The 12904-nt window shown below is 66.0% G+C and carries 13 protein-coding genes; 7 read left to right on the forward strand and 6 right to left on the reverse strand.

Features of this window, described 5'->3' with window-relative positions; translation table 11 throughout:
* Positions 1–9 precede the first annotated feature (9 nt).
* The 3 genes from AC1DGP_RS07325 to AC1DGP_RS07335 are packed head-to-tail and all read right to left on the reverse strand — an operon-like array spanning position 10 to position 2952.
* Positions 10–705 carry an ABC transporter ATP-binding protein gene (locus AC1DGP_RS07325; protein ID WP_476831914.1) on the reverse strand — a complete coding sequence of 232 codons (696 nt, stop codon included), beginning with the start codon at positions 703–705 and terminating at the stop codon, positions 10–12.
* Positions 702–1949, reverse strand: a complete 1248-nt coding sequence (locus AC1DGP_RS07330) for an ABC transporter permease (protein WP_476831915.1) — start codon at positions 1947–1949, stop codon at positions 702–704. Before AC1DGP_RS07330 ends, AC1DGP_RS07325 begins: the two co-directional genes overlap by 4 nt.
* A gap of 4 nt (positions 1950–1953) precedes the next feature.
* Entirely contained in the window at positions 1954–2952 is a 999-nt protein-coding gene (locus AC1DGP_RS07335; protein WP_476831916.1) for an efflux RND transporter periplasmic adaptor subunit, read from the reverse strand.
* Between the two features lie 149 nt (positions 2953–3101).
* Between AC1DGP_RS07335 and AC1DGP_RS07340 the strand changes: the two genes are divergently transcribed.
* The 4 genes from AC1DGP_RS07340 (at position 3102) to AC1DGP_RS07355 (ending at position 7352) form a co-directional block, all read left to right on the forward strand.
* The gene (locus AC1DGP_RS07340) at positions 3102–3791 is read left to right on the forward strand and encodes a TetR/AcrR family transcriptional regulator (RefSeq protein WP_476831917.1); all 690 of its coding nucleotides are present in this window, start codon (positions 3102–3104) and stop codon (positions 3789–3791) included.
* 141 nt (positions 3792–3932) lie between these two features.
* The gene (locus AC1DGP_RS07345) at positions 3933–4967 is read left to right on the forward strand and encodes an amino acid ABC transporter substrate-binding protein (RefSeq protein WP_476831918.1); all 1035 of its coding nucleotides are present in this window, start codon (positions 3933–3935) and stop codon (positions 4965–4967) included.
* A gap of 184 nt (positions 4968–5151) precedes the next feature.
* Positions 5152–6315, forward strand: a complete 1164-nt coding sequence (locus tag AC1DGP_RS07350; protein ID WP_476831919.1) for an amino acid ABC transporter permease — start codon at positions 5152–5154, stop codon at positions 6313–6315.
* On the forward strand, positions 6312–7352 hold the full coding sequence (locus AC1DGP_RS07355) for an amino acid ABC transporter permease (protein ID WP_441491934.1): 1041 nt from the start codon (positions 6312–6314) through the stop codon (positions 7350–7352). The genes AC1DGP_RS07350 and AC1DGP_RS07355 overlap by 4 nt, the downstream gene beginning before the upstream one ends.
* A 101-nt stretch (positions 7353–7453) precedes the next feature.
* On the opposite strand, the gene AC1DGP_RS07360 is transcribed toward AC1DGP_RS07355, so the two are convergent.
* Positions 7454–7990 carry a GcrA family cell cycle regulator gene (locus AC1DGP_RS07360; protein WP_113516797.1) on the reverse strand — a complete coding sequence of 179 codons (537 nt, stop codon included), beginning with the start codon at positions 7988–7990 and terminating at the stop codon, positions 7454–7456.
* A gap of 535 nt (positions 7991–8525) precedes the next feature.
* On the opposite strand from AC1DGP_RS07360, the gene AC1DGP_RS07365 reads away from it, so the two are divergent.
* Genes AC1DGP_RS07365 through AC1DGP_RS07375 form a run of 3 tightly spaced genes read left to right on the forward strand, consistent with a single transcriptional unit; the run spans position 8526 to position 11717 of the window.
* Positions 8526–9746, forward strand: coding sequence for an aspartate aminotransferase family protein (locus AC1DGP_RS07365; protein WP_113516796.1), 1221 nt, complete (start codon positions 8526–8528; stop codon positions 9744–9746).
* 46 nt (positions 9747–9792) lie between these two features.
* Positions 9793–10710, forward strand: coding sequence for an ornithine carbamoyltransferase (argF, locus tag AC1DGP_RS07370; protein ID WP_113516795.1), 918 nt, complete (start codon positions 9793–9795; stop codon positions 10708–10710).
* Positions 10710–11717: an Hsp33 family molecular chaperone gene (locus AC1DGP_RS07375; protein WP_476831920.1), complete on the forward strand. Its 1008-nt coding sequence runs from the start codon at positions 10710–10712 to the stop codon at positions 11715–11717. Before argF ends, AC1DGP_RS07375 begins: the two co-directional genes overlap by 1 nt.
* Positions 11718–11750: 33 nt before the next feature.
* Here the strand turns inward: AC1DGP_RS07375 and AC1DGP_RS07380 are convergent, their stop codons facing one another.
* Together AC1DGP_RS07380 and cydB are read right to left on the reverse strand one after the other, a co-directional pair.
* Complete coding sequence (locus AC1DGP_RS07380) at positions 11751–11894, reverse strand: DUF2474 domain-containing protein (protein WP_113516794.1); 144 nt, start codon at positions 11892–11894, stop codon at positions 11751–11753.
* Positions 11894–12904, reverse strand: coding sequence for a cytochrome d ubiquinol oxidase subunit II (gene cydB, locus AC1DGP_RS07385; RefSeq protein ID WP_476831921.1), 1011 nt, complete (start codon positions 12902–12904; stop codon positions 11894–11896). Before cydB ends, AC1DGP_RS07380 begins: the two co-directional genes overlap by 1 nt.

Genomic DNA, 12904 nt, shown 5'->3' on the forward strand with positions numbered 1-12904 from the left:
GGCGGCGGCTCAGCCGTCCGTCGGGGTTTCGTCCTCGGTCACCCGGCCATCGACGAGATGGATGCGCCGTCCGATCCGCGCCGCCATCTCCAGGTCATGCGTCACCGCGATCACGGTCTTGCCGCGCTCACGCACCAGCGCGTCGAGAATCGCGAAGACCTGCTCGGAGTTCTTGCTATCGAGGCTGCCGGTCGGCTCATCGGCGAGCACGAGAGGCGGGTCGTTGGCGAGAGCACGGGCGACCGCGACACGCTGGCGCTGCCCGCCCGAAAGCTGGTCCGGCCGCTTGTCGAGATGGTCAGCGAGGCCGAGCGCCTCGAGCAGCTGCGTCGAGCGCTCGCGCATCGCTCCAGACGTCAGGCGCCCGAGCCTGCGCATCGGAATCTCGACATTCTCGCGCACGGTGAATTCCGGCAGCAGGAAATGGAACTGGAAGACGAAACCGAGAGTCTCCAGCCTGATCCGCGCCTTCTCCCGTTCGCCGAGCCCATCGGTGTCGCGGCCGCCGATGCGGAGCAGGCCAGCTGTCGGCCGGTCGAGCAGGCCAAGCAGATAGAGCAGCGAGGATTTGCCCGAGCCGGACGGGCCGGTGATGGCGACGAATTCGCCCTCGCCGATCGTCAGCGTCACGTCCTGCACCAGGGTCACGGGCACGGCAGCCGGGAGCACGCGCGTCAGGCCGACCGCTTCGACGAGTGCCGTCATGTCGCCCCCCGGATGATATCGACCGGGTTGAGCCGCGCCGCCTGCCGCGCCGGCAGATAGCCGGCTATCCCGGCTGAAACCAGGGCGAACCCGGCCGCAATCAGGTAATGCCAGAGGCTCCAGGCCAGCGGCAGCCGCGTGATCTCCTGCACCACCGACGCCCCCGAGAGTTCGAAGCGGACGAGCGAGAGCGCGAAGCACAGGGCAAGGCCGACCGCCCAGCCGATCAGCGAACCTCCAGCCCCGAGCACAAGCCCCTCCAGGAGAAACAGACGGCGCATGTCGGTTTCCGTGAAGCCAAGCGACTTCAGGATGGCGATGTCGCGCGCCTTCTCATGGGTGATGGTCGAGATGATGTTGAAGATGCCGAAGCCGGCGACCAGCAGGATGGCGCCGACGACGGTGTACATGATGACATTGCGGATGACCAAAGCCTCGAGCAGCGACTCGTTCGCCTCCTGCCAGGCCACGGCCTTGTAGCCGATCAGCGCCTCCGCGCGCCGTGCCACCTGGGGAGCGGAAGCGGGATCGTCGAGCTTCAGCCGGATCTCGTTGATCGCGTTCGGCCGCTCGCTCAGGATCTGAGCGTTCTTGAGCAGGACATAGCCCTCTCCCTCGTCACGCGCCGTCGTTCCGGTATGGAACAGGCCGACGATCTTGAGGGCACGAGTCTGGCCGGTGGAGGAGACCACCGTCACGGTTGTTCCGAGCTCGGCCCCGAGACGCTGGGCAAGGCGGTCGCCGACGACGATGTTGTTGCCCCCGGCGATCAGCGAGGTGAAGCTCCCCTGGCGGAAATCCCTGGCGATCGACGAGACGCGCATTTCGGCCTGCGGCTCGATGCCGATGATGCCGATGCCGACATCGCGCCCGGCATAGCGCACCACCCCTTGCGTCTTCAGGCTCGATGCCATCCGGCCGGGAACCCAGGCTCTCAGCAGTGCCGTCGCTTCGGTCGGGTTGAGGATACCGCGACGATCGTCCTTGGGTCTCAGCCCGGCGATCCGAACCGATGCGAACTGGTCCTGCGCGGGTTGCCGGCGTGCGGCGCGCCGTTCGTCGGTGATGGCGACATGCGGCATGGTGTCGACGAGCCTCGCGACGAAATCGTCCTCGCCCCCCTGCATCAGGGCCGCCATGGCGATGGAGAAGCCGACCCCGAGCGCCACGCCGAGCACGGCGACGAGCGTCTGCCGACCGCGCCCGAGGATATGCGTCAAGGCAAGATCGAGGATCAGCCGCATGGCCTCACCCTCCCTGAGCCCTGACGTGCGCGCCGTCACTGAGACGTTCGGGATAGGGCGCAACGACGCGCGCCGTGTCCGGCACCCCCGAGAGAACCTCCACCTCGGTCGTGCCGCGGATACCGATCGTCAGCTCGCGGCGGCGCACGACATCGCCCTCGACGACGAATACCGCATTGTCGTGCACGGCGTTGTTCGGCAGCAGCAGGGCATTCTGCGACACCCGCACGATGACATTGATCTCGACCGTCATGCCGATCATCACGGGCGTCTCATCCGGCAAAGCCAGATAGACACGATAATTCTTCGCGATCGGATCGCCCTTGGGCGTGATACTGTCGACCGTGGCTTCAAGCTTCCGGCCCGGGAAGGCATCGGCCGTCAGCAAGACATTCTGGCCGATCTTGACCTGGGGAATGTCCTCCTCGTTCACCTCGGCGACGACGCGGAGCGGCTTCGCCTCGCCAATCCAGAACAGCACGGTACCGGGCTCCGCGATCTCGCCAACCTCGCCGTCGCGGCGCAGGACGGTGCCGCGCATCGGCGCGCGGAGCAGATAGTTCTCCAGCCGGGCAGTCTGGCCTGCGACAAGCGCCGCGGCCTGGCCGATTTCGCTGCGGGCGCGATCAAGCGCCTGCTGGGTGACGACCTTGCGCTCGACAAGCGTCGAAAGCCGCTCAAGCTCCGTCGAGGCGAGGGCATGGCGCGCCTTCAATTCGGCCAGCGTCGCCTCGGCCTGGGCCCTGTCCAGCCTGGCCAGAATCTGCCCCTCCTCGACCCGGGTGCCTTCGCAGTTGCAGAGTTCGACGATGCGTTCGCGGATGAGCGGGGTCACCTTGGCCCAGGTCCGAGGCTCGACGACGCCCGTCGCATAGACGATGGCCGCCGCGTCGCCACGCGTCGCCAGCACGGTGGAAACCTGCGCCGGCCGGGTGAAGGACCAGTAGGTCGCAGCCGCGACGGCGAGCGCGGCCAGGACGAGCAGACGACGAACGAGCTTCAAGGCATCCCTCCCGGGAGGAGGCGGCGGCTGCATGGCGCGACGCGATTGGTCATTGCCCCCGCATCGGTCCAGGCGCTATTGTTACAGACCGACAGTCGGTCATTTTACAGACCGACGGTCGGTCGTCAAGTTGGAGAGACCGAGCCAGCATGCCCCGCGTGGTGAAACACCCCGATGATCGCAGGAACGAGCTGCTCGACTGCGCCCAGGCGCTGTTTTTCGAACGCGGCTACGAGGGGACGACGATCAACGACGTGATTGCACGCGCCGGCATCTCGAAGGGCGGGTTCTATCACCACTTCAGCGCCAAGGAGGATCTGCTCACAGCGTTGGCGACGCGGCTCGCACAGGCCTCGGTGGAGCGCCTCGAGGATGTGACGGAGGCACCCGATCTCGCACCGCTTGCACGATTGAACGGTTTTCTGGCGCGCGCCCGGCAAATCAAGCTCGAGGATGCCCCCCGGTTGAGGGCGACATTCGATGTCCTCTTCAAGCCCGAGAACATCGTGCTCTATCACCGCATCAACGCAACCGTGATCCCGCTCGCGGTGCCGGTGCTCACCCGCATCATCGCGGCGGGGAAGGCCGAAGGCGTGTTCAAGGTGCCCGATGCCGGAATCGCAGCCGAGATCGTGCTCCATCTCAGCGCCACCAGTCGCGACGCCATGGCCCGGGCCATCTCGGCATCGGGCACCCCGGACGCTCCGGCGGCGATCGATGCGCTCGATCAGCAGTTGCGTTTCCAGGGCATCGCCATAGACCGCATCCTCGGATTGCCGGATGGCAGCGTCACCTATGTCGAAGACGGATTCGTGCAAGCCATCATGACGGCACAGTGATGCAGGGATGACGGCGCCGCCAGCCGTCTTCCGCTCGACATCGCATCCGGGATTCGAATTCCACCCACTCCCCTTCGCCGCTCAGCTGTTGCATAGTCGCGCCACCATGCAGAAAGCCGCCCAGGCTTCGGGGGAATGACAATGACGAAGATGATGATCCTGGGGGCCGCAGCCGCCCTCGCAGCCGCGGCGACCTCCGCCCATGCGCAACAGCTGGCGCCGAGCCCGACGCTGGATGCCATAAAGGCTCGCGGGCATCTCGAATGCGGCGTGCATCTCGGCCTACCCGGCTTCTCCTTCGCCAATGACAAGGGCGAGTGGACGGGGCTCGATGTCGATTACTGCAAGGCACTGGCTGCGGCCGTGCTGGGCGATGCCACCAAGGTGAAGTTCACGCCGACCTCGGTCCAACAGCGCTGGCCAATCCTGCAATCGGGCCAGGTCGACCTGCTCTCGCGCAACTCGACCATCACCTTCTCGCGCAACGCGACCTTGGGCCTGAACTTCCAGGGCATCAATTTCTACGAAGGCCAGACCTTCATCGTCCGCAAGTCGACCAACGCCAAGACGGCGGCCGATCTCGACGGAGCCTCGGTCTGCGTCGCTGCCGGCTCGACCGAGGAGAAGAACGCGGCTGACTGGTTCCGCGAGCGCAACCTCAAGGTCACGATCACCAATTTCCAGAAGAACGACGACGCCATCGCCGCCTATGATGCCGGCCGCTGCGACGCCTATACCGCCGGCGTCGGTGCGCTCGCCGGCCAGCGCGCCAAGCTCAAGGTCCCCGACGAGCACATCATCCTGACCCAGCCGATCTCGAACGATCCCCAGGGGCCCGTAACGCGCTACGGCGACGAGCGCTGGCAGCTGATCGTGCGCTGGGTGCTGAATGGCACCATCGCTGCCGAGGCGCTCGGCGTCACCTCTGCCAATGTAGATGAGATGAAGGCCAATTCGAAGAACTCGGAAGTCCGCCGCCTGCTCGGCGTCGAAGGCGGCTTCGGCGCGATGATGGGCCTGCCGGACGACTGGATGTTCAAGGCCATCAAGCAGGTCGGCAATTATGGCGAGAGCTATGAGCGCTCGGTCGGTATGGGCTCGCCGCTGAAGCTCGAGCGTGGCCAGAACCAGCTCTGGACCAAGGGCGGCTTGCTGTTCACGCCGCCTTTCCAGTGAGAACCACGGCATCGGGCGCCTGACGGTGCTTCGAGAAACCGGGCGTCATTCCGGGCAGGCGGCGAAGCCGTACAGCTCCGGAAGCCATCGCAGCGCGCAGCGCCTTTCGATGGTTTCCGGGCCTGCGCTACGCTCCGCAAGGAATGGGGCCCCTCCTTCGCCACTTGTCTAAGAGGCGGCAACCGTGGCCAGCGTTCTGTCCTTCATCAACGACAAGCGGGTGCGCGACCTGTTCTATCAGGTCGCGCTCGTGCTTGGGCTCGTCGGCGCGACCGTCTGGTTCGTGCGCAACGCCTCGGAGAACATGGTCAAGGCCGGCATCGCGTCGGGCTTCGACTTTCTCTGGCGCACTTCGGGGATCGAGGTTCCCTTCGTCCTGACCGGCTACACCCAGCAGGACAACATCCTCGCGCTGTTCTGGGTCGGCATCGCCAACACGATGCTGGTCACGGTGATCGCGATCGCGCTCGCCACCCTGCTCGGTTTCATCATCGGCATCGCGCGGCTGTCCTCGCACTGGCTGCTCTCGACGATTGCCGGTGCCTATATCGAGTTCGTCCGCAATATCCCGCTGCTGTTCTTCGTCCTGTTCTGGTATTTCGGCGTGATCGCGGCCCTGCCGGCGCCACGCGCCTCGCTGAGCCTATTCGGCGTCGCCTTCCTCAATAATCGCGGCCTGACGATTCCGCTGCCCGACTCGCCGGCGCCCTTCCGCTGGGCATTGGCGGTCATGCTCCTGTCCTGGCTCATACAGTGGCTGGTGATGCGCTGGGCACGCCGGCGCAAGGAGGAGACCGGCCGCGATGCGCCCGTGCTCGTGCTCGGCATCCTGTTCGTCCTGATCGTGCCCGCTCTGGCCTTCACCGGGGCCGGGCTGGCCGTGCGCTGGGACGTGCCGGTGCTGCGCGGTTTCAATTACCGCGGCGGCTTCGTCGTGATCCCCGAATTCGTCGCGCTGCTGGCGGCCCTCGTCACCTATACGGCAGGCTTCATCGCCGAGATCGTGCGCGGCGGCATCCAGGCCGTGCCGCATGGCCAGAGCGAGGCGTCTGCGGCGCTCGGGCTACGTCCCGGCCAGATCCTGCGGCTCGTCGTTATCCCGCAGGCGCTGCGCGTGATCGTGCCGCCGATGACCAACCAATATCTCAACGTGCTGAAGAACTCGTCCTTCGGTGCGGCCATCGCCTATCCCGACATCGTCAGCCTGTTCATGGGCTCGGCGCTGAACAATACCGGGCAGGCGATCGAGATCATTGCCATGACGCTTGCGGTCTATCTGGTGATCGGGCTTGCCGTCTCTGCCTTCATGAACTGGTACAATGCCAGGATCGCGCTGGTGACCCGATGAGCGCAGCGACCTTTCCGCTCTGGCGCCAGAGGTTGTTCGGCACCCCGGCAACCGCCGCCCTCACCGTGGTCCTCGCACTCGGCATCGCCTGGGTCGCGGTTCCGCTGATCCGCTGGGCGCTGATCGACGCGACCTGGTCCGGCACCACGCGCAATGATTGCACCGGCAGCGGTGCCTGCTGGGTCTTCATTCGGGCCCGCTTCGGCCAGTTCATGTATGGGCTCTATCCCGTCGACGAGCGCTGGCGGGCCGATCTCACCGGAGCAATCTTCGCACTCTCTGGGCTCGGCCTCTATCTCTCGCCGAAATCCATGCGGATCCGGCTCGCGATCCTGGCGCTGATCATCCTGCCACCGCTCGGCGTCTGGCTGCTTGCCGGCGGGTTCGGTCTGCGCCCGGTCGAGACGCGCGAGTGGGGCGGGCTGATGCTGACGCTCTTCATCTCGGTCTATTCCAGCCTGATCGCGATCCCGCTCGGTATCCTGCTCGCGCTTGGACGCCAGTCGCAGCTCAAGGTGGTGCGGCTGATCAGCGTGCTGTTCATCGAGTTCTGGCGCGGCGTGCCGATCATCGCGGTCATCTTCCTCGCCTCGCTGCTGCTGCCGCTGATCCTGCCGAGCGGCACGGGCATCGACCGCCTGGCGCGCGCCGTGATCGGGCTCGGCCTCGTCATCGCCGCCTATATGGCCGAAGCCGTCCGCGGCGGATTGCAGGCGCTTCCCTCCGGCCAGCGCGAGGCCGCAACCGCGCTGGGACTGACCTATTGGAAGGCAACCGGGCTGATCGTTCTGCCGCAGGCCTTGCGGATTTCGCTGCCGGCGATGACCAACGAATTCATCGCGCTGATCAAGAACACGACGCTCGTGCTCGTCGTCTCGATCCTCGATCTGCTCGGCATCGCCCAGGCCTCGCTTGCCGACCCCAACTGGGTCGGGATGAACATGGAGGCCTATGCCTTTGCCGGGGCGATCTATTGGCTGATCTGCTACGCGCTATCGCGCTGGAGCAAGCGCCTCGAGCGACGCAAACTGGGTTAAGCGACCGTAAAGTCGGGATCACCCGCTCCGCTCCCGCGGGCCCCGATGAAAAAGCCGGCCTTGCGGGGCCGGCTTCGATTTCAGATCCAAGGAGCCTTGGCTCAGGCGCGCACGACCTTGCGGTCGCGACGGCGATCGGCCGCGGGCTGATAGGCAATCCGGGCGTGGTAGCTGCAATAGGGCATGCCGGTCTGCGAACGGCCGCCGCAGAAGCGGAATTCCGCCGTGGTCGGGTCGCCCATCGGCCAGCGGCACATATATTCGCGCAGGTCCATGATGGTGACCCGATCGGAGAACGGCACCACGACGTCCTCAGGCAAAGCCGGCGCCTGTTGTGCCTCGACCTCGACCTCGGGCTCATATTGCGGCGCGAGCGCATTGGCGCCACGGGTCATGCCGGCATTGCCGCCGACAGGATGGCTCGGCGCGCGGGTCGGCGCCTTGCGGGGGCGCGGCGTCGACGAAGCGGCCGGGCTCTTGGCTCGCCCGGAAAGACCAAGCCGGTGCACCTTGCCGATCACGGCATTACGCGTGACGTTGCCGAGTTCGCCCGCAATCTGGCTGGCGCTCAGTCCGTCGCTCCAGAGCTTCTTGAGAAGCTCGACGCGTTCGTCCGTCCATGCTCCGACGTCGTTCATGGCTTCACCTGTCTCATCGGGCCAGCTCCTTCACGGAACCGGCCTATGGGCCGATCGTGGGCGGAATCCGAAACCGGCAGCTCCCGCTGTTAAACGGAGGCCGTTACACCCGGAATTGACGGTACAGGAGACGCCGCACGAGATGTCGTATCTGACAAACCGGACCATACAAGATGCCGGGACTCGGCCACAAGAGTCCCCGAATCGGAAATTGGTTTTTCCCCAGCCATTCGCGGATCGCGGGTCAAGCCCCCACCTGCGGAGCAACTGACCTTACGGCGCGGAATTGACAGCGGGGGACCGGTTTTGCATAGTCTCGCCTACCTAGCCGCCCTTCCACGGGCGGCACTTATGTTTTTGACGGATCAAGGTCTTCTTGGTGATGCGGATGACGGCGCGACGAGACGTCGGGAACTGGCTGCGACGATAATGTCGCCGGCGGGTCGCAGAGGGCTGCCAATTCTTGCCCCGCGACTCCGTTCTTCCATCCAGCGCCCACCCGTTCTCATTCGCCCTTCCGTGAGGATCGCCTGTCATGACCCCTGCTCCCGTTAATCCCTCCCAGTCCGTGCTGTTGCCGACCTATGCTCGCGCGCCGATCGCGCTTGAGCGCGGCGAAGGCGCCTGGGTGGTCGCCTCGGACGGCCAGCGCTATCTCGATTTCGGCGCAGGCATCGCCGTCAATGCGCTCGGCCATGCGCATCCGCATCTGGTCCAGGCGCTGACCGAGCAGGCCTCGCGCATCTGGCACACCTCAAACCTCTACAGCATGCCGGAAGGAGAACGGCTGGCCCGGCGGCTCTGCGAGGCGACCTTCGCGGAACGGGCGTTCTTCACCAATTCCGGCGCCGAGGCCAATGAGTGCGCCATCAAGATGGCGCGCAAGTACCATGCTGCGAAAGGCCATCCCGAGCGCTATCGCATCATCACCTTCGAGGGCGCCTTCCACGGTCGTACGCTTGCGACCATCGCTGCCGGCGGCCAGCAGAAATATATCGACGGCTTCGGCCCGAAGGTCGACGGCTTCGACCAGGTGCCCTTCGACGACGAGGCCGCGCTGAAGGCCGCGATCGGGCCCGAGACGGCTGCGCTGATGATCGAGCCGATCCAGGGCGAGGGTGGCCTGCGCTCCGCGCCCGTGCGCTTCCTCAAGCTGCTCCGCGAGCTCTGCGACACGCATGGCCTGATGCTGATCTTCGACGAGATCCAGACCGGCGTGGGGCGCACCGGCAAGTTCTTCTCCTATGAGCTCTCGGGCGTCGCGCCCGACATCATGGCTATCGCCAAGGGCATTGGCGGCGGTTTCCCGATGGGCGCCTGCCTCGCCACCGAGGAAGCGGCTTCGGGCATGACGCTCGGCACGCATGGCACGACGTTCGGCGGCAATCCGCTCGCCATGGCGGTCGGCAATGCCGTGCTCGATGTCGTGCTGGCGCCGGGCTTCCTCGATCACGTCCAGCAGATGAGTCTGCGCCTGCGGCAGTCGCTGGCCCAGCTCAGGGATCACCATCCCGACGTGATCTCGGAGATCCGCGGCGAGGGGCTGATGATCGGCCTGAAGCTCAACACGCCGAACACCGATTTCGTGGTCGAGGCGCGTGCGGCCGGGCTGCTGGTCGTCGCAGCCGGCGACAATGTCGTGCGCCTGCTGCCGCCGCTGGTCATCACCGAGGCCGATGCCGCGGAGGCGATCGTGCGGCTCGAAAGGGCTGCGCAAGCGGTCGAGGCCACCCTGAAGCGACCGGCGGCCGAATAACGAACCCTCCGCCCACGGCACGTTTTTTTTGAAGGAAGCGCCGACGATGCGCCATTTCCTCGATCTTTCCGATTTCTCCAGCGACCAGCTCCGCGCCATCCTGCGCGCGGGCGAGGAGATGAAGGCCCGCCGCCGCACGCCGGCGGCAGCCTCCGACCGCCTGCTCGAAGGCAAGGTCATCGCCATGATCTTCGAACAGCCTTCCCTGCGGACCCGCGTCTCCTTCGACGTCGGCATCCGCGAACTTGGCGGCTCGCCGATGATGGTGACGGGGCAGGAGATCGAGCTCGGCGAGCGCGAGACCATTGCCGATACCGCCCGCGTGCTGTCGCGCTATGTCGACGCCATCATGATCCGCATGCTCGACCATGATTCCGTGGTCGAGATGGCGAAATATGCCACCGTGCCGGTCATCAACGGGCTGACCAAGCGCCAGCATCCCTGCCAGGTCATGGCCGACGTCATGACCTTCGAGGAGCGCAGGGGGCCGATCACCGGCAAGCGCATCGCCTGGACAGGCGACACGAACAATGTCCTGACCTCCTGGGTGCACGCGGCCGGGCGGCTCGATTTCGAGCTTGCGATCGCGACGCCGGAAGAGCTGTCGCCGCCGCCGGCCCTGATCGACTGGGCCCGCAAGCAGGGCGCCAAGATCCGGCTGACCAGCCGGCCCGAAGCCGCGGTCGAGGGCGCAGATTGCGTCATCACCGATTGCTGGGTCTCGATGGGGGACGAGGAAGGCACGCGCCACAATCTGCTGCGCCCCTACCAGGTCGACGAGCGCCTGCTCGGTCGCGCCGAAAAGGATGCGATCTTCATGCACTGCCTGCCGGCGAGCCGCGGCGAGGAAGTCACCGATGCGGTCATGGACGGCCCGCAATCGGCCGTCTTCGACGAAGCCGAGAACCGGCTGCATGCGCAAAAGGGCATCCTGGCCTGGTGCTTTGGCGGCGTCGCAGCCTGATGGCCGTCGCTGACACCCCCTCGGAGACGGCGGCGCTCGACGATCGGGTCGTGCCGTTCACGGTCCCGGACCTCGACATTCGCGGCCGGGTCGTACGGCTCGGCGCCTCGATCGACACAGTCCTCGAGCGTCACAACTATCCGGAGCCGGTCTCGCGCGTCCTTGGCGAAGCAGCCGCGCTTACCGTTCTGCTCGGCACCGCACTTAAATTCGAAGGCCGTTTCCAGCTCCAGACCAAGAGCGACGGGCCGATCTCCATGCTGGTGGTCGATTTCAACGCGCCCGACAATTATCGCGCCGTCGCGCATTACGACGAGGCGCGGCTGCAGCAGGCGGTCGCTGAGGGCACGTTGAGCACGGGCGAGCTGCTCGGCAAGGGCCATCTCGGCCTGACGGTCGATCAGGGCTCGCAGTCGACGCGCTATCAGGGCGTGGTCGCGCTCGAACATCAGAGCCTCGAAGACGCGGCGCACCAGTACTTCAAGCAGTCCGAACAGATTCCGAGCCGGGTGCGGCTCGGCGTCGGCAGCGTCGTCACAGGCGCGGGACGGCAATGGCGAGCTGGCGGGCTGATCGTGCAGTTCATGCCGACCTCGCCCGACCGGCTACGCGCCGCCGACATCCATCCGGGCGATGCCCCGCAGGGGCACGAGATCCTGGCCAGCGACCACCCCGACGGGATCGCCGACGATGCCTGGGCCGAGGCCCGCTCGCTGGTCGAGTCGGTCGAGGACCACGAACTGCTCGACCCGATGCTGGAAAGCGAGCGGCTGCTCTATCGCCTGTTCCACGAGCGTGGCGCACGCGTCTTCGAGCCGGTGATCGTGCATGAATCCTGCCGCTGCTCGCGTGAGCGCGTGCTCGGCATGCTGCGCGGCTTTTCCGCCGAGGACCGCCGGGCCATGGTCGCCGATGACGGCACGCTCGCCGTCACCTGCGAATTCTGCTCGCGGCGCTATGATTTCGACCCGACCGAGGTCGAGGCGGGGCTGAACACCTCGCCCTGACGCTGCCGCGATTCTCGCTCCGGCGCTGTTCTCTCAGAGCGACAGCCCGGCGGCCTTCATCAGAAGACGGAAGCCGAGGGCAACGACGCCGAGCGAGAGCACGCTTGCGCCCCAGATCAGGACGAGCCAGCCGAAGCGGCTGAGCCAGGACTTGCGAGGGGCAGTGACCGGCTCCATCAGTGGTAGCCCTCCCCCGCCTTCACCTTGCCGCGAAACACGTAATAGGACCACGCGGTGTAGGCGAGGATGATCGGGATGATGAAGAGCGCCCCGACCAGGGTGAAGCCCAGGCTCTGCGGCGGAGCCGCTGCCGCGCGGATCGAGATGTCGGGCGGGATGATGTTGGGCCAGAGGCTGATCGCAAGGCCGCTATAGCCGAGGAAGAGCAGCGCCAGCGAGAGCAGGAAGGGGGCGGCATGCGTCGCCGGCCGCTTCAGCACCGACAGGATCAGCGCGGCCGTCGCGAACACCAGGATGGGGACCGGCGCGAAGAAGAACAGATTCGGCAGCGTGAACCAGCGCTCCGCCACGCGCTGGTGCAGCCATGGCGTCCACAGGCTGACAAGCACGATGGCGACGAGCAGGGCGATGACGATCGGGCGGGCGAGCGCGATCATGCGCTGCTGCAGCTGTTCCTCCGTCTTCATGATCAGCCAGGTGCTGCCCAGCAGCGCATAGGCCACGAGAAGACCAAGGCCGGTGAACAGGCTGAACGGTGTCAGCCAGTCGAGCGCGCCGCCGGCAAAGGCGCCGTCGCGCACCACAAAGCCATTGATGAAGGCGCCGAGCGACACGCCCTGGAAATAGGTGGCGATGTAGGAGCCCCAGGCAAAGGCCTTGTCCCAGAACGGCTTGTGCGCCTCATCGGCCTTGAAGCGGAACTCGAAGGCGACGCCGCGCCAGATCAGCCCGGCCAGCATCAGGACGAGCGGAAGATAAAGCGCGCTGAGGATCACGGCATAGGCGAGCGGGAAAGCGGCCATCAGCGCTGCGCCACCCAGCACCAGCCAGGTTTCATTGCCATCCCAGACCGGCGCCACCGTGTTGACCATGGTGTCGCGATCCTCCCGCCCCTTCACGAAGGGAAACAGGATCCCGATGCCGAGGTCGAAACCGTCCATGATCACATACATCATCAGGCCGAAGCCGATGATCACCGCCCAGATGATCGGAAGATCGATACCCAT

It is taken from the genome of Allobosea sp. 05T433 (genome assembly GCF_056396065.1).